Consider the following 19246-nt stretch of genomic DNA (forward strand, 5'->3'; position numbering starts at 1 on the left):
GAGATAAAATCTACATTTATTTTAGGATGGATCACAAACAGAGTGAGTGAATTAAGCTCATCGAAACATTAGATATATTCATTCACTGTATCGACTCTCACTTTGCAACTGTTTACGGCACAGGCAATCTTCATCGTGGCATGCCCACCTAGGGCTGACTTGCCACAACAGAAACGACAATCGGCTGCACAAGGTCAGCCGATTCACCCGCAAGGGCGCAAGTTGGTGTACCGTTGATGGCGACGTCTTTCAGTGTGCCGACCGTATACAGTGGGTCGGCTACGTCTCACACTTACTCAGACTCCGGCTCCACTCCTGTTGCACGACCTATTTTTTGCGGCTCTAGCAATGACTCGCTTTCGACTAGAAAAAACTTGGCAACCATTTCGCGGGTTATCTGAACCGCGCGATTCAGACTCATGTCTATGTGCTCTGTGATACACGCCAAGGCCTTCTCGGTATCACGCTCGCGCATATACTTAAGAACACCATAGTGCGCATCGAAGGCCTTAGCGTTCCATACCGTCTGCTCAATATCAATATTCCTAGCGATATGTATTCTGCGGCTGACTATCTCTAAAAAGTTGCTGAGCTCTTTGTTTTTTGCCATCGCCACCATACGCCGATGGAATTCCTCGTCTGCAAATAGGTAATCTGCGGGCGCCATACGTGCAGAATTGGACATAACGCTGCTCCAATACTCTTGAACAGACTGTATTTCCGCATCGGTTGCACGTTGTATGGCCAGAAATACAGCGCGCCGTTCTAGAGCAATCCGAATTTGATATAAATCTAGGACCTCGTCCACGCTAATACTCTTGCGATAAAAGCCTTTATTCATGACAGAGGTCAACAGACCCTCGGAGACCAGTCGGTTCAAGGCCTCTCTAAGGGGTGCTCGGCTGACGCCAAACTCCCGCCCCAGAGCCTGTTCATTGATTCGGGTGCCGGGACGAAAATCGTAGCGCATTGCTCGATCACGCAAATCAAGATACAAGCGCTCGACCGAGCTCTCTTCTCTGGGCTTGGGAGGGGATTTACTTATTTTTCTACTGACAGGGATACGGGTATTTGTCATAAGATGTTTGCGCCGCGCTGGTCCACTAGCGCAACTATCTCCTCATATAAGGTAGTAGGTACTGCGATACCATCTTGCTGACTTCGAAGGCGTGCGGCATAACGGCGCTCCGAGGGCAAACGAGCACCTTGGTCGACAATCGTAGCAAACAAGCCTTCGGCCATTTCTTGCTGCTCTGCGAGGGTCTTGCCGCCCAAGCGGGCCGGATCAAAAGCCAGTATCAGCTCCCCATGGGTAGGCGCTGCATTCGCACCGTTGTCGTAGTCTAGAGATTGCAGGCTGTTCCAGTCACCGATCAACGCTCCCGCCATAATTTCCACCATGGTCGCTAAAGCTGAACCTTTGTAACCACCAAATGTCAGCATCGCGCCTTGTGCGACTTTTACAGGATCGGTGGTGGGCAGGCCGTTTGCATCAACGCCACAATTAGGTGGGAGCGACGTTTGGGCCCTGGAATGAAGCTCCAGATCGCCCCGTGCAATGGCGCTAGTGGCAAAGTCAAATACATAGGGGAAAGGGCCGGGACGCGGCCAACCAAATGCAATAGGATTGGTGCCTAAGGTTGGGCGTTTACCGCCGGCTGGCGCCACCCAAGCATGCGAGGGAGTTAATGCCAATGCTGCCAAGCCTTGTTCTGTAATCGCTTCAATCTCGGGCCACAGTGCCGAGAAATGTACGCATCGATTAATGACTAAGGCTGCGACACCCGCTTGACGGGCCCCTTTGACTAACTCTGGCAAACCCCGTTCAAATGCCAAGGGCGAAAAACCAAATTTGGCATCGACTCGAATAGTGGACGCACCTTGGACGGTCAGCTCGGGCACGGCATCTAACACGACCTTGCCTACCTGAATGGTGTGCGCTACAGTGAGTAATCGGTATAGTCCATGGGACTGGCAGTCGTCGCGCTGCCCCGCTACCACGACCCTAGCAATAGCTTGGGCATGCGGCAAGGTTAGGCCCAAGCCCAAGCAGGTTTGCTGCGCGAACGCTAATAATTCTGCCTCAGAAAAATACCGTTGACTGCTAGATTGTTGTGATGCTGACGACATAAGCCATTCCAATAACGATAGCCATATTATGCAAACCTACAAACGATTGCTCAATGCGTGACCTATCACTGCGCCCTTTTTGTAGTACGTCTCACGCAAGCTCTTGAACCCTATGGGCGTGATTCCAGTCACAGGCAGTGGCATTTCCTGGGGTTTCAAGATACCAAGCAGCATTTTTGCCAAGTCTCTTCCAAGAATAGTACCCGGAGCAATGCCACGCCCATTGTAACCGCTCAACGCCCAAGCATTTGGCGCAAGCTCATGTAAGTGCGGCAAGTTATTTGCAGTGGTATCTATCCATCCATGCCATTGGTATTGGATCTGGACACCGCGCAACTCAGGAAAGAGCCGTGTGATGGAGCGCCTGACCCATTCTACATGGGCATAACGCTCGCTCGGCCCCAAAGCCCCTACACTGCCATAAACCAAACGCCCACTTGCATCAAGCCGATAGGATGACATAATAGTTTTGGTATCCCAAGCGCCACGCCCTTGAGGCAGAATTCGTTCAAGGCTGGATGCAGATAAAGGTTCAGTTGCCACATTGAAATACGGCAGGCGTAACAAGTCGCGTTGCAGTTCAGGCCAAGCATCAGGGCCAGGGCCCTGTGTGGTATTAGTAGCCACGACCACTTGGCGCGCTTTGACCACGTGCCCGGTAGAGGTCGACAGGCTCCAAAGCTGGTTTTCGTACTTTGCGTTAACCACGGCTGTCTGGGTAAAAATGCTTGCGCCCTTGGACTGAGCTGCCGCTGCCAGCCCCCTAACATAGCTTAGCGGTTGTATCGTTCCGGTGCGCGGGTCTAACAAAGCGCCTGTATAAGCCTCGCTACCCACCAATTGCGCCGTGCGCTGAGCGCTTAACAGTTCGACATCGACGCCATGGGAACGCCACTGCCGCGCACGCTCCGTAATGCTAGCCAAACCTTTAGCGCCCACGGCGCAATGCAGATTACCGTTTTGCGCCGCATCACACTCAATACCATAACGCCGGATAAGGTCGTAGACCAAATCAGGCCCTTCTCCTAAAAGGGTAAGCAAGCGATTCCCGTAGTCCTGCCCCAAACGTTTTGGGAGTTCATCAGGCTCGAGCCAGGCGCCTGCATTCACCATCCCTGCATTTCTTCCCGATGCACCGAAACCAATATCCGACGCCTCCAACACGGCAACGGCAGGATCAGCACACGACACCAAATGGAGTGCCGTGGAAAGCCCAGTGAACCCGGCACCGATCACGGCGATGTCCACCGTTATATTTTGCTTCAATGCTTGGGTCTTGGGAGCCGGACTCGCCGTTGCCCCCCATAGACCATGAGACGCTGGTGGCATAATTGGTTGCATGGTCATCTTCCTTTAAACAGGCTTATTTCGTTAGCGCTACACACCCGAGTACCTGCTCAAGCAAAGGCTCGTATTCTGCATCCAGTGGTGTCAATGGCAACCGCAAAGTAGGCCCACACAAACCTAATCGACCCATCACCCACTTGAGCGGAATGGGGTTGGCTTGCACAAATAAGGCCTCATGCAGCGGCAACAACTGGTGCTGAAGAGCATTGGCTGTTTGCGTATCACCTTTAATTGCGGCCGCACACAAGCGTGCGCAGTCCTGCGGCGCCACGTTAGCGGTTACGCTGATACTGCCGTGGCCGCCGCATAACATCAGGGCTACGGCAGAAAGATCATCACCCGAGTACACGGCAAAGTCCTTGGGTACGTCGCGAATCAACCACTGCACGTGCGCTATGTCGCCGGTGGCGTCCTTGATACCGACTATGCTGGGGATTTCAGCCAAGCGCAATACGGTATCGCGCTGGATGTCGACGACGGTACGCCCAGGCACATTGTAAAGCACCATGGGGAGATCTGGCGTGGCTTCTGCAATGGCGCGAAAATGCTGGTATAAGCCTTCTTGACTAGGCCTGTTATAGTAAGGCGCCACCTGGAGTTGGCTATGAGCACCTACGTTTTGCGCATGTCGTGCTAGCGATATAGCCTCGGCGGTAGAGTTAGCGCCACAGCCCGCCATAATGGGAATCCGCCCTGCGGCATATTCCACGGCCACGCGGATGACTTCATGATGCTCTTCAATGGTTATTGTCGGCGATTCACCCGTCGTACCTACCACGCAAATGCAACGGGTGCCTTGCTCGATATGCCAATCGATCAGGCGACGCAATACAGCATAATCAATATCACCATTTTCTTGCAGTGGGGTCACCAAGGCGACAATACTGCCTGTAATAAGAACAGCCATACAACTCCCTAGATAAATCTGTCTTTAAAAATCATATGCATACCACTTAGTCTACGCGTCCGCCCATATAGAGTTCGCGCACTTTAGGATCATGCAGCAGCTCTTTGGTGTAGCCCGTGAGCGCCACCGTACCCTGGGAAAGAATGTAGGCTCGATCCGAAATACGCATCGCTTCCATGGCATTTTGTTCAACCATCAAAATCGTGACGTCTTCCTGATCTCGAATCTGCACGATGGCGTCAAACACTTCATGCAGTACCTTGGGCGAAAGCCCAGCCGACGGCTCATCCAACAAAAGGATTTGCGGCCTAGGCATTAGTGCTCGACCCAAGGCAAGAATCTGTCGCTCGCCACCGGACAGAGACGCTGCAGGGGCGTGCAATTTACGTTTAAAAACAGGGTAGAGCTCGCTCAACTGCTCGATCCGCTCCATGCGCTCGGTTTTGTTTTGGTAATAACCACCGATTAACAAGTTTTCCAGCACACTCAGAGCAGTAAAAATATTTTCTGTTTGAGGCACAAATCCCAGATTGCAATGCCGAATTTTTTGGTGCACCGGTAAGGTGGTTACATCCTTACCATTCAGATGCAAGCTACCTTTTCTGGGGCGTAAATAGCCCGAGATCGTCTTTAACAGTGTCGACTTCCCGCAACCATTAGGACCAAGCAAGGTAACAATTTCCTTGTGATGCGCCTGTAGGGAAATTCCATTAAGAATATCGACCTCTTTGGTATAACCGGCCACCACATTCTGTACACTGACCAAAGCATTCATGGCCTTCCCCCCGCTACGCTGGCACCTAGATAGGCTTCTACGACTCGCTTATTCGATGCCAGCTCATCGGGCCGGCAACTGGCCACGATCTCACCTTGGTCAAGCACAATACACCGATTACAGACTTCACGAATAAAATGCATGTCATGCTCGACAATAACCAGCGTCATTCCTTTTGCATTAAGGCGCTGCAAAACGGTAACAATGTCTCGGCGTAAATTTGGGTGCACTCCTGCGGTAGGCTCATCCAACATCAGCAGACGCGGCTTAGCCATCAACGCACAAACAATGCCCAGCAACTTCTTCTGGCCCCCTGAAATCGCCGATGCGGGCAGGTGTGCCACTGGCGTAAGCAGCAATTCGTCCAACAAGCTAATGGCGCGTTCACGAGAGGAGCGTTCCGCTGCGCGATCAGCAGCAGTTCGGAACACCGTTGAGAACAAACCATGGTTTTCGGTCGCCGCTGCCATCGCCACTTCCAGCACCGACATTTTCTGCGGCATGATAGGCAACTGGAAAGTTCGCGTCATGCCAGCTTGAACCAAAGCGTGCGTGCGCATCCCTGCAATAGGTTTGCCAGCTAAACGGATATCTCCCACATCTGGATCTAAAAAACCACTGGCGATATTCAGTAAGGTGCTTTTCCCCGAGCCATTGGGCCCCAGTAAACCCACGATTTCCCCCTGGCCTACCTCAAAGCTCACCCCCTCTAGCACCCTGTTGGCACCAAACGCTTTGGCGACCCCTTTAACTTCAAGCATTGCAGCAGTGTTCATTCTAGGCGCCTCCTGTTTGCGGGCTGCTTCTCGGATCGTATCGTCTAACAGCTGTTTGTTATCGACCGTCGTATCCAAGCTTGTCGTCTTGAGCATTACTCCTGTCGTCATGTCGAACTCCTTAACTTCTCGGGCAACAGACCGTCACGACGCCACAACAGGCAACCTAGCAGCATCAGGCCGATCAAGCCTAGACGCAATGCGCCCGCCAGGTCGGAGCCAAATCCAAACATATCTTTGATGAACGGAACAAAGGCATACACAGCCTGAACCAGTATTACGCCCAACAAGACGCCCGCCGTACGGCCCATACCCCCTATCATGACCATGGTCCATAGGACAAAGGTTTCCCCTGCCAACATGAACTCGGGAGCAGCGAAGCTGAAATAATGAGCGTAAATACCGCCTGCTAGTGCCGTTATCGCTGCGCCGCTCATGATTGCACGCGCCCGCAATGAAGGAAGGTTATAGCCTAGGCACATAGCCATAGAGGGCTGCTCACGCATCAGGCGCAGAGCTCGGCCAAAACGTCCATCACCCAACCGAGCTGAGAACAAGGCAACTAGGCCAAGTAAAACCAAAACCAGGAGCATGGTATATACGGCATTCCAAGGCCGAGCAACCGACTCGAAAAAACTTGGAATCGTCGCAATGCCGTTCGCACCACCGGTGAGCCAATCTTCGTTAATTGCTACGGTACGCAGAATTTCCGCTACCGCTAAAGTTGCAATACCCCAATAATCAGCTGCTAACCTGCGTCCAAGGCGGGAAACCGCGTAACCAAGCACAACAGCGACCGCAATGCCCAAAGGGATGCCTAGCCAAATAGGCCAGCCTTGCATATGCGTTACCCCGACGGCATAGGCCCCAATACCAGCAAAAGCAATATGACCGAAGTTCAGCAGCCCGCCGTACCCCGCCTGGATATTCAAACCCAGCGCCATGATGCCGTAAATACCGCCTATCGTTATGACAGAGAGAATAAAATCAAACACGACGTACCTCCCGGTCAAACAAACCATGCGGCTTAAACAACAAGGCCAGCAACAGTATTAAGAACGATGCAGCGCTAATGTAGGACACAGGCAAAAACACCAGATTTCGTCCTGATATAAAGCCAAAATCAATATTCGTCACCACTGTCTCAGTAAAGGCAATCAGCAAGGCCCCCCCTACGGCCCCCAACGGGTTGCCTAGCCCACCAAGAATAGCGGCCGCAAAAACGGGTAATAGCAAGTCATTTCCCAAGTTCACATGAGCACCAGCGGAAAGCGCTAGCATGCTCCCACCCAGCCCGGCTAAGGCTCCGCTAAGCAGCGTTACACCATTGGTAATGCGCGCAGCGTTGAGCCCCGAAGCATCCGCCAGAGCCGGATTGCTTGCCAACGCCCGCATGGCACGCCCCACCTGGGTGTAAAACAGCAACAACACGAAAATGATTAGTAATGCAGCGGTGGTCAACATGAACCAAAGTTGAGTCTTTGACACGCCCGCATCACCAATAGCAATCGGGTCGGTGTAAGGCAGCGAAAACATATGCGGGAAGGAGCCCGATATGCCCAACACGGAGGCAATCATCAGCATGGAGACCGCCAACGAACCAATCATAGCAATTGCCGGGCCGCTTTTAAGTAGACGATTAAACACCAGCAACTGCACTACCAACGTGATCACACCGGTAAGCAAGGCGCTTAGCGCCAGCGCGCCAACAAGCGGCACGCCGTAACTGAAAAATGCATACGATAGGAATGCCCCCACCATGGCATATTGCACATGGGCGATATTAGGAAACTTCACCAGCCCATACAGCAAGCTCAGCCCCAACGTGATCAATGCCAGATCGGCAGTACGTAGTAAGGTATCTAGTAAGAATTGCAACACGGCAGTTCCCCCTCCAGTGGGCCGCGGTGCAGTACACACACCGCGGCAGTTGGTCCAGCAATCAAGCCTAGCGAGCTACCAGCTTGCCGTTTGCGTATTTCAAGTTGTCATAAGGAGGATCGATGCGCTGACCTTCAGCATCAAATTTGATCGGCCCTGTCACCCCCATAAAGCCTTTTTCGCTGACGCTCTTAAGGCCTTTCTGAATATCCGCCGAGGAGCTCCCACCAGCATCGTTCATCGCGGCGGCAATCATCATTACCGCATCGTAGCCATAGCCATTAAACGCCGTCTTGAAACCTTCGTTATGCTTGCTGGTGAAGGCTTGCTCGTATGCCTTGCCCAAATCGCCTTTGACTGAGCCCAACTCCATACCAACCTGCCCTTCGGCGATTTCGGCTGGGGTATCAGACACTGACATACTCATAATGTACGCATACCAGGGCTGACTGCGCAGGCCTAACTCCTTGGCCTCACGGTTAATAGCCGAGGCCTCGTGCCCGTAGGCAGTGTAAAGATAGGCATCAGGCTGACTACGTGCGAGCTGCTGCAATTCTCTTCTGTAAGTAGATTGCCCACCCGTGTACAGCACCTCTGTCACGACCTTACCGCCCAGCTTTTCAAACTCCTCTTTGAAACCATGGGCTACACCTTGTCCATAGGCATTGTTGGGAGCAATAACAGCAATATTGCGCCAGCCCATGTCATAAGCATCTTTAGCAGCGTAGCGGTTACCAGCGTCTTCCAGACCAATAATATTGAAAGCGGAATCCCCCAGCTGGCGAACCTTACTGCTACTGCTGCCAATATTGAAATGGGTCACGCCTTCCTTAACGAGATATTGCGCCATCGGTAAGGTAATGCTGGACGAGTACTCCCCCATCACCGCCGGAACTTTATCAACTGAGGTCAGTTTGCGTGCAGCAGTCAGCGCTGTTGTTGGGTTATTGGCCGAATCCTCAACGACTACAGCTAGCTTCTTGCCCAACACGCCACCGTTGGCATTTACCTGATCAACCCCCAACTGAATACCACGACGTATATCCTCCCCCACAGTGGCCGACGGGCCTGTCAGTGGCAATACTGCACCGATTTGTATTGTTTCCTGCGCGAACGCAGTATTGCAATAACTCGCCACTAAGACGCTTGCGCAAAAAGAAAGAAAATTGCGTTTTTTCATGATTGTCTCCTTCAGTTATTCTGAATTTTTCGTAAAAATTTTAAGCAATACTCTACTTGTCCATCATGCTGCCCTACTCACCTTATTCGCGCTCTGCTACACGCTCAAAGTTCAAAAAGCTTACCCCACTGCGGCTGTGGATCATTGACCCCAGCCAGTCGCAAGGCATGCCAAGCCATGGCGCTGTTGCTAGACACCACGGGCTTTCCTAATAACTGTTCAACCTCACTGGTCAGCTCGCACATGCGCAAGCTGGTGCAAGAAACAAAAACGGCCTCCACATCATCATGACGCCCTACGTCCAGGATGGCGTTTTTTAGTGATGCCGCATCAATACGCGCCACTTCGGAATCGTCGGCATGATTAAACGTAGAGATACGGGTAATTTGCAGCCCTGCTGCATCGATATGATCCTTGAATAAATGATTGAGAGAGCTCACGTAGGGGGTAAGTAGCGCTATACGCTTAACACCCAGTTTCTCAAATCCCTGTTTGGCCGCGGTAATGGGGCTGGTGCATGCAACGCCCGGCCTTACCTTACGTATACCTTCGAAAACCTTATCCTCGCCGATAACAATCGCACCCGAGGTACAACCAAAGGCCACGACCTTCAACTCGACGCCGGGTAAAATCGTTTCGACTGCTCCACCAATATCTTTTTCCATGGCAGCCAGTGTCTCGGGGGTGATACTGGCTGGGCTGGGCATGCGTGCCTCAAAAAAAGCCACGCCCGGAATATCGATGATCTTACGCCACTCGTACTCCATCGTCTGATCGGTAGCAAGTACCACCAAGCCTATAGCGGCCCGTGACATGACGCCTGCGTCCATCGTGAACGGCAAAATCTCGTAAGGTGTGCTCTGATTGTCTGTCATTTCAATGTCATTCCAGTGATATCAATTTCAGGTTGCTTGCCCTGCATAATGTCGGTCACCACTCGGGCGGTGCCGCAGGCCATAGTCCAGCCCATGTGCCCATGGCCGGTGTTCAGGTATAGATTGCGGTGACGGCTTTTGCCCAGTATGGGTGTGCCCTCTGGGGTCATTGGACGCAGGCCAGCCCAATAGTCAGGCTGGCTATAATCCGCTCCGTTGGGGAACAATTGCTTAGCCACTTTCAGCATGGGTGCAAAGTTAACCGGGGTATGACTGCGGTCGTATCCCGTAAACTCAGCCGTCGAGGTAAGGCGCAAACGATTGCCGTATCGCGCCCAAGCCACCAGAGCCTGCTCATCTACGCCCGACATGCTGGGAGCCTCATCGTCCTCGCGGATGGGAAAGGTCACCGAATACCCTTTGACGGGATAAATCGGCAGGTGATAGCCCAGCGAGCGCGATATCAGGGGTGAGTCACATCCCATAGCCAGCACATACTCATCACCTGTCACCAGCCCCTTGTTAGTATGAATGCCGACGATACGGTCGCCTTGGGCTTCTATGCGTTGAATCGCAGTGTCCATCATGAACTCCACCCCGGCAGCAGCGCACTTTTGCGCCAGGTTGCGAGTAAACATTCTGGCGTCACCGCTTTCGTCGGTAGGGCTGTGAATAGCTCCGGCAAACTGGCTATTGACGAGCGCAGGCTCAAGCTTTAACGCCTCTTCGCGTGAGATACCACGCAGCGTCATACCGCCATCTGTCAGAATCCGCATGTTGGCAATGCCTTTTTCAAGCAAAGCCTCATTACGGTATAAGTACAATGCACCGGTGCTGAGCAGGTCATATTCCAGCCCAATAGACTGAGTCAATGTACGTAACTCGTTCTGTGAATAGCGACATAACACCAACTTACGCGCGGTATTGTTATGTGCTTTTTCGGCGGTGCAGTTAAGTAAAAACTTAACTAGCCACGCCCACATATGCGGATCTAGCTTAGGCTTTAATAACAAGGCCTGTGAATCATCCCGCAACGAGCGCCACAGGATACCCGGGGCCCTAGGAGAAGCCCAAGTATAAGCATGCCCCGGAGCGATCATCCCAGCATTGGCATAGCTGGTCTCGGACGCCGCCAGACTTTGACGGTCAATGACCGTCACCTGCCGACCTTGTGCCGCCAGGTACCACGCTGTAGTCACCCCCGCCAAGCCCGCCCCCATTACGATGGTTTTCATGGCATTCCTCTTTTTAGTCGTTATTACTTGCGATAACGTTGGGCGCAGGCCCAACCGATTTCAGCTAATGGATCCGCCTTGGCTGCCGTTTCTACGGCGTCGTCTGCAGCAGCAGTACCATCCAGCGCTCGCTGTCCAATACCGCGTAATATGGCTGCCATGCGAAACAAGTTGTAGGCCATGTAGAAATCCCAATGCTCCGCAGGATCGCGGCCAGTCGCCCTAGCATAGGTCTGCACATAGTCGTGTTCGCTAGGAATGCCCAAAGCAGCTAGGTCACAGTCAGCAATACCACGCCACAGCGTGCTCGGGATATGCCAGCTCATACAGTGGTAAGAAAAATCAGCTAAGGGGTGGCCCAAGGTAGACAACTCCCAGTCCAGCACGCCAATAACACGGGCCTCAGTGGGATGAAACATCAGGTTATCTAGCCTGAAGTCTCCGTGTACCACTGTGGTTTCATCGCCGGCAGGAATATGCTGAGGTAGCCACTCAATAAGCTGACGCATGGCATCCCCCATGGGTAAGCTAGAGTCCAAGCATTGTCTGGACCAACGGCTGATTTGGCGTGCGAAATAGTTGCCCGGTTTGCCAAAGTCAGCCAAGCCAACAGCAGCTGGGTCAACCGTGTGCAAAGCGGCGATGACACGATTCATTTCTGCATATATCTGGGCACGCTCTGACTTGTCCATGCCAGGCAAGGACTGATCAATCATCACCCGCCCTTCCAGCCATTCCATTAAATAAAACGAGGTGCCTATGATGGAGACGTCGTCACAGTACTCCAACATATGAGGCACTGGAACAGCCGAATCACGCAGTGCATTCATGACTTTATATTCGCGATCTATCGCATGAGCACCGGGCAATAGTTTGCCCCCAGGCTTGGTGCGTAACACATACTGGCGCTGTCCTGCCTGCACACGAAAAGTTGGGTTGGACTGTCCACCCGTCAGCGGAGTTACAACAACCGTATCTGCATCAGCGAGCCCTAACGTTTCCATATAATGCTCTAAGCGCTGTACGTCGAACGGGGCAGGAGTATTTGGCTTGATCATAACGAGCTCACCAAATGTGCACCATCCACGGCAATGCATGCCCCCGACATAGCGGCGCCCGCATCACTGGCCAACAACAACAGTGGCCCATCCAGATCCGTCAACACACCAAATCGCCGGCTAGGTATGCGCGCGCGCAGCCTTTCTCCTAGCTCACTTTCTAAAAAATCCTTATTCAAATCAGTAGCGATGTAACCAGGCAGTAAGGCATTGACACGAATCTGGTGGCGCGCCAGCTCTAACGCCATGGCTTTAGTGGCTTGCACCACCCCCGCTTTGCTAACGGCATAAGGCGCGACACCGCCCGCTACACGCATGCCCAGAATAGAGGCTACATTCACGATTGCCCCTCCCTTCTTAGCAGCCACCATACGCCGAGCAGCTTCTGTACCCACCAGCCAGTTACCCTTTAGATTGGTGTTCATCACCTGATCCCAGTCGTCCTCGGTCTGCTCTAACAGGGAACGGGTAACGGTAACGCCTGCGTTATTGACCAATACATCAGGTACAGCCCAGTCCTGCCCCCAATCGGCCAACTGGTTAAAACAAGCCGACACACTGGCGGCATTCGTAACGTCCATCGCGACGGCGCGCGCTTGCCCGCCTAAACCTTCAATGGTCTGCACATCCTCTTCCAGCCTACTAACACGCCTAGCGGCCAGTACGACACGTGCGCCCGACTGTGACAACAATTGCGCAAAATGGCGCCCCAGCCCGCTAGAGGCTCCTGTCACTAGGGCCACTTTGCCATCCAACGCGAAACGATTTATGGCGGTCGGCTTCATACCTGCTCCTTGGCTGCCTGAGCGGCATGAACAAGCTTGCGAGCCATACTCCAGCGATGTACCTCGCTGGGACCATCATAAATTCGGAACGCGCGCATATCACAAAAGATACGCATGACTTCTTTTTCGGCTGTCACGCCCTGCCCGCCAAGTATCTGCACACTCCGGTCGACCACGCGCCATTCCGCTTCAGAACAAACTACTTTGGCTCGACTAGACTCAAAATTGCAGCGATGTCCCTGATCCAGCATCCAGGCCGTGTGCCAGATATGTAGGCGCGCGGTATGCATATCCATGTCGTTGTCAGCCAGCATGAAACCGACCCCTTCGTGCTCGGCCAGCGGTTTATTGAACGCCATACGCTGACTGGCATAGTTCAATGCGGCATCGTGTGCACGACGCGCTTGCCCCAACCAGCGCATGCAGTGCGTCAGCCTAGCGGGCGCCAAGCGCACTTGCGCATAGCGAAATCCTTTGCCTACCTCGCCCAAGATATCTTCTTCGGGGACGTACAAATTATCAAATCGCAATACACCATGGCCACCGGTAAAACAGCTATCCATGGCGTCCATATTGCGTTCGAGCACTATGCCCGTCTGATCCATATCAGCAAGAAACATGGTGGCCGAACCGTCTTCCATCTTGGCCATAATAATGACGTAACTGGCCCTATCGGCACCAGTAATAAACCACTTTTCGCCATTGATACGATAGCCTTTCCCATCGCGGGTTGCTGTGGTTTGCAGCATAGAGGGATCAGCGCCTGCACCGGGAGCAGGCTCTGTCATGGCAAAACACGAACGAATATGGCCTTGCACCTGAGGCTTGAGCCAACGCTCTTGTTGAGCGGGGCTGCCTACTGCTTCCATCAAATGGATATTGCCTTCATCGGGCGCATGAATATTCATGGCGGTCGGACCTAACCATGAGTAACCTGCCTCTTCGAACACCACAGCCTTGGCGATATGCGAAAGGCCCAACCCTCCCATCGCTATCGATGCATGCGGGGTCAACAAACCGGCGTCACGTGCTAGGCCGACCAACTCATTACGTAATGACTCATGCGGGCCGTGCGAGTCCTTGCGCGGATCATTCTCTAGTGGCATCACCACATCCCGGATGAAAGCTCTGGTTTTGCTCTGCAATGCTTTCAGTTCATCTGACAATTCAAAGTTCATGTATTTCCCTTATTCTTTTAGCAGCGTGCACCGTGCATGCCGCCACGCCTCGTGTGAGCCGGCCGCTGTGTCACAAGCGTGCCGATGGGTCAAGCCGCTCTCTTGATTTGAATCACCTTGCTATCTAACTCAAGCAATAACTTCTCTTGCTGCTTGCGCGCTTGCAGTATGCTTTTTTCTCGTACATGCCCATAACCCCGAATATCCTCTGGGAGCGAAGCCAACGCGACGATCTTTTCATAAGCAGGCAAACGAGGACTGTTCAGCTTCTCCAGGATCATGGCTATAGTCTGCTCGTAATCGGTAATAAGCTTGCGCTCTAAACGACGCTCTTGGGTATAACCAAACACATCGAATGCGGTATTGCGTAACGTTTTCATCTTGGCAAGCAAACGCAATGCAGGCATGATCCAGGCACCGAATTCCTTCTTGCTTGGCTCTCCTGTGATCGCGTCAGGCTTGGATAGAAAGGGCGGCGCCATATTGAAGACCAATTTGTAATCGCCCTCGAAGCTTTGTTGAACGCTGTCCAGAAATCCGCTATCCACATACAAGCGAGCCACTTCGTACTCGTCCTTAATAGCCAATAGCTTGAAATAGTACTTAGCGACAGCGTGCGTCAATTCACTTTGACCAGGGAAGCTGGCCTGCTCGGCCTTACGAACACGTTCGACCAATGCCAGATAGCGCTGGGCGTAAGCAGTATCCTGGTAATCCACCAAAAAGTTACGACGCCATTCTATGGCCTGCTCCATGTCTTTCATCGGCGCGGGAGATAGCGCTGCTTTATCACTGGTTTTGCGTGTCAGCAAGAGCTTTTCCACCCCTTTGGCATCCACAGCGGCGCGGCGCCCCCACAAGAAAGCATCTTTATTCATTTGCTGCGCCGTCCCGTTCAGTTCGATCGCTTTATTAATAGCGTCCGCTGAAATCGGGATCAACCCGCGCTGGTAGGCATAGCCCATCATGAACATATTGGCGGCAATAGTGTCTCCCATCAGTGCCACTGCAATACGACTTGCCTGCACGAACTCAGCATTATCTTCACCGACAGCATCGGTAATATTTTTGCGTAAACTGCCGGACGGATACTGCATGTCAGCATTGCGCGCAAAATCACCTGGCATGGTCTCTTGTGTATTGACCAGCATGCGCGTCTTGCCCTTGTGCGTCAGTGCCAGAGATTTGGAGTTGCCCGCAACAATCATGTCGCACCCCAGGACCAAATCAGCACCGCCAGGGGCAATACGTATCGTCTTAATGGCCTCTGGCGTTTTACCAAAACGCAAGTGGCTCCAGACCGATCCGCCTTTTTGAGCTAAACCAGCCATATCTAACAAGCCACAACCACGCCCTTCCAGATGCGCAGCCATCCCAAGAATGGCGCCTATAGTTACCACCCCGGTCCCACCCATGCCCGTCACCAGAATGCTGTAGACGTCTTTATCTAACGAAGGCAACACGGGCTCGGGCAGAACAGGGAAAACACCGTCGCCGCTATTGATTTTTTCAGGTTTGCGCAACTGTCCGCCTAGCACGGTCACAAAACTAGGGCAGAAGCCTTTAACACACGAAAAGTCTTTATTGCACGAAGATTGGTCGATAGTACGCTTGCGACCTAATTCGGTTTCAAGCGGTTGCACTGACACGCAGTTTGACTTAACACCGCAATCCCCGCAGCCCTCACACACAAGATCATTAATCACAATGCGCTTGGCGGGATCAGGAAAGGTGCCTCGCTTGCGCCTGCGGCGCTTTTCGGCGGCACATGTTTGATCGTAAATCAGCACCGTGGTGCCTTCGATTTCGCGCAACTGCGTTTGCACCGCGTTGATCGTGTCACGATGATGAATCGTAGTGCCCTTTGGCCAAACCACATCCGCTGGGTACTTGTCGGGTTCATCGGTTACGACAACCACACGCTTGACGCCTTCGGCAAATACTTGATGCGCAATGGTAGGTGGATCTAGCGGCCCATCGTGCTGCTGTCCACCCGTCATTGCCACGGCATCGTTATACAGAATTTTATAAGTGATGTTCGTCTTGGCGGCAACTGCAGCGCGGATTGCTAACAAGCCAGAATGAAAATATGTACCGTCCCCTAAGTTCTGGAACATATGCTTGCGCTTTGAAAAAGGCGCCTCGCCAACCCATGACAAGCCTTCTGCACCCATTTGCGTATAACCAGTGGTTGAGCGCTCCATGGCTTGAGCCATCCAACTGCAACCTATACCGGCATATGCCTTACTACCCTCGGGCAAGACCGTAGAAGAGCTGTGCGGGCAGCCGCTACAGAAGTAGAAGCTACGCGACAGCACGTCCACTACGCCTTTGGGGGCACGGTAACCACGCAGTTCCTCTACCCGCGCACGCAACGTCTGTGTGTCGCCATGCCCCAACTCCACCAGCCGCTCGCCAATAGCGATGGCTATCTGATTGGAATCCAATGCCATTTCCGACTGCAGCAGCGTATCACCCTGTTCATCGAGTTTGCCTACAATTGCAGGCGCTGACGGCATACCGTATAACAACTCTTTCAGTTGGAACTCAAGCAGGCTACGCTTCTCTTCAACAACCAGAACCTTTTGTAGACCTTGTGCGAACTCCACCGCGCCTTGCGGCTCCAATGGCCATGTCATACCAACTTTGTAGACACGCAAACCCATCTTTGCAGCAGCTTCTTCAGTAAGATTTAACTCGTCAAGAGCCTGCAATACATCCAAGTAGCTTTTGCCATGAGTGATGATCCCCAAGGTGGGTGCATCGCCACTCATTACGATTCGGTCAATATGATTGGCACGCGCAAACGCCTTGACTGCGCCCAGCTTGTAACGATGCAAGCGCGCCTCTTGGGCATGCGGGGTATCTGGCTGGCGCAGGTTCAACCCATCCGACGGAAAATCAACGTCGCTGGGCAAGTCAATCTTAACGCGATCGACATCCACATCAATCGAGGCGGTTGCTTCGACCGTGTCCTTGACGCATTTCATGCCGACCCAACAACCGCTGTAACGCGACAGCGCCCAGCCCAAAACGCCGTAGTCCAGAATTTCTTGTACGCCGGATGGGCTAAGCACAGGAATCATCGCGTCAACCATTGCAAATTCGCTTTGATGGCACGTGGTAGACGACTCACAGGTATGGTCATCGCCCATCAGTACCAGCACACCACCGTGCTTGGATGAGCCCGCTAAGTTACCGTGGCGAAACGCATCACCCGTGCGATCAACACCCGGCCCCTTGCCATACCAAATCGAAAACACGCCGTCGTACTGCCCTTCACCGCTAGCCTCAGCCTGTTGCGACCCCCATACGGCGGTGGCCGCTAAGTCCTCGTTTACGCCAGGCTGAAATATCACATTGTGTTCATTCAGAAATTTTTTGGCTTTATCTAGCTGATCGTCCAATGCACCTAAAGGTGAACCGCGATACCCAGTAATGTAGCCAGCTGTGCTTTTGCCCGCCTGCGCGTCACGCAAATGCTGCGTCATAGGCAGGCGCACCAAGGCCTGGGTTCCGGTAATAAAAACACGCCCTTTCTTCAAGGTGTATTTATCATCAAGCTGAACGACTTTTAATGTCATGCTGGTCTCCACTTTATGCACCTACTTATTGTCGATCGAATTATTGTCAGCATGATTGTCGACACTTCGATACATAGGAACCATTATGAAGATCGTGCTTATTTTTTACACTAGGAAAATCCCTAATACTTTCAATGGATAGACACCAATATACTTCTTATTATCAATGTGTCGACACTTATGTAGATACATTAGTGAAACACATTTTTTACGGTTTAACAAAGGGAGTTCCAGCATGAGTATTCAACGTATACAGTCCAACGCCAGAATGAGCGCCGCGGTCATCGCTAATGGCTTTATATTTTTGTCAGGCCAAGTAGCGGACGACACTAGTGCCAATGTTGCTGGTCAAACAGAACAGATTCTTGCCAAAATCGATAGTCTGCTTGCCGAAGCGGGCGCCTCCAAAGAAGATATCGTCAGCGCAAACATCTGGATCGCCGATGCCGCTACCTTCAATGAAATGAATTCCGTATGGGATGCATGGGTACCACAAGGCCACACGCCAGCACGGGCGTGCGTTGAGTCCAAACTGGCTTTCCCACAATACACCGTGGAAATAGGTGTGACTGCCGTACTTAAAGCCTAAAGCAATTGGCTGAAAGCGACAGTTGCCGTTTTCAGCCAATTGCAATAAAAATCACTGTCCCTTAAGCAGCTTAACCACTACCAAACGATGACCACTCTTAGGACGCCGACATGTGGGCTGCGGATACGCTCAACCAGATACCGTTGCACTACCTATTTGAGCCCTGTGTACCCTGTTTATAGCGTGCAGGACATCTGCAATTAGAATTATTCATCGTATCCCGCCATAAAAATTTACCCCCTCGGGCCGCCAAAAGCCCAACGTTCAGGGGTCTTCTTATTATTCAAATAACTTATCAAGCGTAGGCATATGCGGTGTCAAGGCTGGCACATCTTGATCTGAGTTCTGTCTAAGTGACATGTTTCTTTGGTGACCTTTGCTCATACCCGCCAAAATGGCCTGTTTTTTCTCTTCAGTGTACGCTGGGTTTTTCTGAATATTATTAACCGCCTCTTGGTACGCCTGCTCAACTTGTTGCGAGCTTAAACCACTTTTAGCAACAATATACGCGCTAACGGTACGATCACCCACCTGGGCCCACTGTTCGGCATTAGCAAACCCATGACGCAAAGCAAGCTGGCTGACGTCGGCATACTCTGGACTATTCTTGTCCATTAATGCCAAGCCCGATGTCATCGGTTTAGAGGGGTCAATATCACGGGGCTTTTTATCATCGTACTTACGACCAAGCTCTAAGGAGTCGGGCATGCTGCTGATGAAACGCTCAACCTGATCGGAGGTCAGCGGCTGGGCGTGAAGCAAGGAACTCAGGCCAAGAGAAGAAACCAAGATAGTCAGCGCAAGCGCAAAACGTTTGATACTAAACATACACGCGAACTCCTAAAAACAATCAGGTAATACGAAACATACCAGCCCATCAAAGACGGTCTATGTTACGCCCTCGCCCTTGCTTTAGCGCCGTTCATTTAGAGGGGAAAAACTATTG

General features: G+C 52.3%; 17 protein-coding genes. 1 reads left to right on the forward strand and 16 read right to left on the reverse strand.

From position 1 onward, the window contains the following. Positions 1 to 292 precede the first annotated feature (292 nt). From OSH01_RS01685 to OSH01_RS01755, 15 genes are all read right to left on the reverse strand, one after another. A complete protein-coding gene (locus OSH01_RS01685) occupies positions 293 to 1078 on the reverse strand; it encodes a GntR family transcriptional regulator (protein ID WP_266122314.1) in 786 nt (261 codons plus the stop codon). Beyond that, entirely contained in the window at positions 1075 to 2130 is a 1056-nt protein-coding gene (locus tag OSH01_RS01690) for an Ldh family oxidoreductase (RefSeq protein WP_266122315.1), read from the reverse strand. The genes OSH01_RS01685 and OSH01_RS01690 overlap by 4 nt, the downstream gene beginning before the upstream one ends. A gap of 36 nt (positions 2131 to 2166) precedes the next feature. Next, complete coding sequence (locus OSH01_RS01695; protein WP_266122316.1) at positions 2167 to 3471, reverse strand: NAD(P)/FAD-dependent oxidoreductase; 1305 nt, start codon at positions 3469 to 3471, stop codon at positions 2167 to 2169. Positions 3472 to 3493: 22 nt separating this feature from the next. Next, positions 3494 to 4384, reverse strand: coding sequence for a 4-hydroxy-tetrahydrodipicolinate synthase (gene dapA / locus OSH01_RS01700; protein ID WP_266122317.1), 891 nt, complete (start codon positions 4382 to 4384; stop codon positions 3494 to 3496). A gap of 46 nt (positions 4385 to 4430) precedes the next feature. Then, positions 4431 to 5150 (reverse strand): ABC transporter ATP-binding protein, encoded by a 720-nt coding sequence (locus OSH01_RS01705; RefSeq protein WP_266122843.1) that lies wholly within the window; start codon positions 5148 to 5150, stop codon positions 4431 to 4433. Between the two features lie 5 nt (positions 5151 to 5155). Beyond that, a complete protein-coding gene (locus tag OSH01_RS01710; protein WP_266122844.1) occupies positions 5156 to 5935 on the reverse strand; it encodes an ABC transporter ATP-binding protein in 780 nt (259 codons plus the stop codon). 107 nt (positions 5936 to 6042) lie between these two features. Beyond that, positions 6043 to 6930 carry a branched-chain amino acid ABC transporter permease gene (locus tag OSH01_RS01715; protein WP_266122318.1) on the reverse strand — a complete coding sequence of 296 codons (888 nt, stop codon included), beginning with the start codon at positions 6928 to 6930 and terminating at the stop codon, positions 6043 to 6045. Next, complete coding sequence (locus OSH01_RS01720; protein ID WP_266122319.1) at positions 6923 to 7816, reverse strand: branched-chain amino acid ABC transporter permease; 894 nt, start codon at positions 7814 to 7816, stop codon at positions 6923 to 6925. The genes OSH01_RS01715 and OSH01_RS01720 overlap by 8 nt, the downstream gene beginning before the upstream one ends. A gap of 67 nt (positions 7817 to 7883) precedes the next feature. Then, positions 7884 to 8996: an ABC transporter substrate-binding protein gene (locus OSH01_RS01725; protein ID WP_266122320.1), complete on the reverse strand. Its 1113-nt coding sequence runs from the start codon at positions 8994 to 8996 to the stop codon at positions 7884 to 7886. 104 nt (positions 8997 to 9100) lie between these two features. Continuing rightward, positions 9101 to 9871 (reverse strand): maleate cis-trans isomerase family protein, encoded by a 771-nt coding sequence (locus OSH01_RS01730; RefSeq protein WP_266122321.1) that lies wholly within the window; start codon positions 9869 to 9871, stop codon positions 9101 to 9103. Beyond that, on the reverse strand, positions 9868 to 11106 hold the full coding sequence (locus tag OSH01_RS01735) for a D-amino acid dehydrogenase (protein ID WP_266122322.1): 1239 nt from the start codon (positions 11104 to 11106) through the stop codon (positions 9868 to 9870). Before OSH01_RS01735 ends, OSH01_RS01730 begins: the two co-directional genes overlap by 4 nt. Positions 11107 to 11129: 23 nt before the next feature. Beyond that, entirely contained in the window at positions 11130 to 12164 is a 1035-nt protein-coding gene (locus OSH01_RS01740; RefSeq protein ID WP_376918085.1) for a phosphotransferase, read from the reverse strand. After that, complete coding sequence (locus tag OSH01_RS01745) at positions 12161 to 12949, reverse strand: SDR family NAD(P)-dependent oxidoreductase (RefSeq protein ID WP_266122323.1); 789 nt, start codon at positions 12947 to 12949, stop codon at positions 12161 to 12163. The genes OSH01_RS01740 and OSH01_RS01745 overlap by 4 nt, the downstream gene beginning before the upstream one ends. After that, the gene (locus tag OSH01_RS01750; protein ID WP_266122324.1) at positions 12946 to 14127 is read right to left on the reverse strand and encodes an acyl-CoA dehydrogenase family protein; all 1182 of its coding nucleotides are present in this window, start codon (positions 14125 to 14127) and stop codon (positions 12946 to 12948) included. The genes OSH01_RS01745 and OSH01_RS01750 overlap by 4 nt, the downstream gene beginning before the upstream one ends. Before the next feature lie 89 nt (positions 14128 to 14216). Next, entirely contained in the window at positions 14217 to 17711 is a 3495-nt protein-coding gene (locus OSH01_RS01755; protein WP_266122325.1) for an indolepyruvate ferredoxin oxidoreductase family protein, read from the reverse strand. 235 nt (positions 17712 to 17946) lie between these two features. On the opposite strand from OSH01_RS01755, the gene OSH01_RS01760 reads away from it, so the two are divergent. Further along, a complete protein-coding gene (locus tag OSH01_RS01760) occupies positions 17947 to 18300 on the forward strand; it encodes a RidA family protein (protein ID WP_266122326.1) in 354 nt (117 codons plus the stop codon). A gap of 279 nt (positions 18301 to 18579) precedes the next feature. Here OSH01_RS01760 and OSH01_RS01765 read toward each other — a convergent pair whose 3' ends face one another. Beyond that, on the reverse strand, positions 18580 to 19128 hold the full coding sequence (locus tag OSH01_RS01765; RefSeq protein WP_266122327.1) for a hypothetical protein: 549 nt from the start codon (positions 19126 to 19128) through the stop codon (positions 18580 to 18582). Positions 19129 to 19246: the final 118 nt, after the last annotated feature.

The organism is Alcaligenes endophyticus (genome assembly GCF_026344035.1).
Lineage (GTDB): Bacteria > Pseudomonadota > Gammaproteobacteria > Burkholderiales > Burkholderiaceae_B > Alcaligenes > Alcaligenes endophyticus.

Excerpts from the sequence above, each read along its gene's own strand:
- OSH01_RS01765 (WP_266122327.1), bottom strand. The coding sequence starts at position 19,128 with ATGTTTAGTATCAAACGTTTTGCGCTTGCGCTGACTATCTTGGTTTCT.
- OSH01_RS01760 (WP_266122326.1), top strand. The coding sequence starts at position 17,947 with ATGAGTATTCAACGTATACAGTCCAACGCCAGAATGAGCGCCGCGGTC.
- OSH01_RS01750 (WP_266122324.1), bottom strand. The coding sequence starts at position 14,127 with ATGAACTTTGAATTGTCAGATGAACTGAAAGCATTGCAGAGCAAAACC.
- OSH01_RS01695 (WP_266122316.1), bottom strand. The coding sequence starts at position 3,471 with ATGCAACCAATTATGCCACCAGCGTCTCATGGTCTATGGGGGGCAACG.
- OSH01_RS01710 (WP_266122844.1), bottom strand. The coding sequence starts at position 5,935 with ATGAACACTGCTGCAATGCTTGAAGTTAAAGGGGTCGCCAAAGCGTTT.
- OSH01_RS01725 (WP_266122320.1), bottom strand. The coding sequence starts at position 8,996 with ATGAAAAAACGCAATTTTCTTTCTTTTTGCGCAAGCGTCTTAGTGGCG.
- dapA (WP_266122317.1), bottom strand. The coding sequence starts at position 4,384 with ATGGCTGTTCTTATTACAGGCAGTATTGTCGCCTTGGTGACCCCACTG.
- OSH01_RS01730 (WP_266122321.1), bottom strand. The coding sequence starts at position 9,871 with ATGACAGACAATCAGAGCACACCTTACGAGATTTTGCCGTTCACGATG.
- OSH01_RS01690 (WP_266122315.1), bottom strand. The coding sequence starts at position 2,130 with ATGTCGTCAGCATCACAACAATCTAGCAGTCAACGGTATTTTTCTGAG.
- OSH01_RS01740 (WP_376918085.1), bottom strand. The coding sequence starts at position 12,164 with ATGATCAAGCCAAATACTCCTGCCCCGTTCGACGTACAGCGCTTAGAG.
- OSH01_RS01735 (WP_266122322.1), bottom strand. The coding sequence starts at position 11,106 with ATGAAAACCATCGTAATGGGGGCGGGCTTGGCGGGGGTGACTACAGCG.
- OSH01_RS01755 (WP_266122325.1), bottom strand. The coding sequence starts at position 17,711 with ATGACATTAAAAGTCGTTCAGCTTGATGATAAATACACCTTGAAGAAA.
- OSH01_RS01685 (WP_266122314.1), bottom strand. The coding sequence starts at position 1,078 with ATGACAAATACCCGTATCCCTGTCAGTAGAAAAATAAGTAAATCCCCT.
- OSH01_RS01745 (WP_266122323.1), bottom strand. The coding sequence starts at position 12,949 with ATGAAGCCGACCGCCATAAATCGTTTCGCGTTGGATGGCAAAGTGGCC.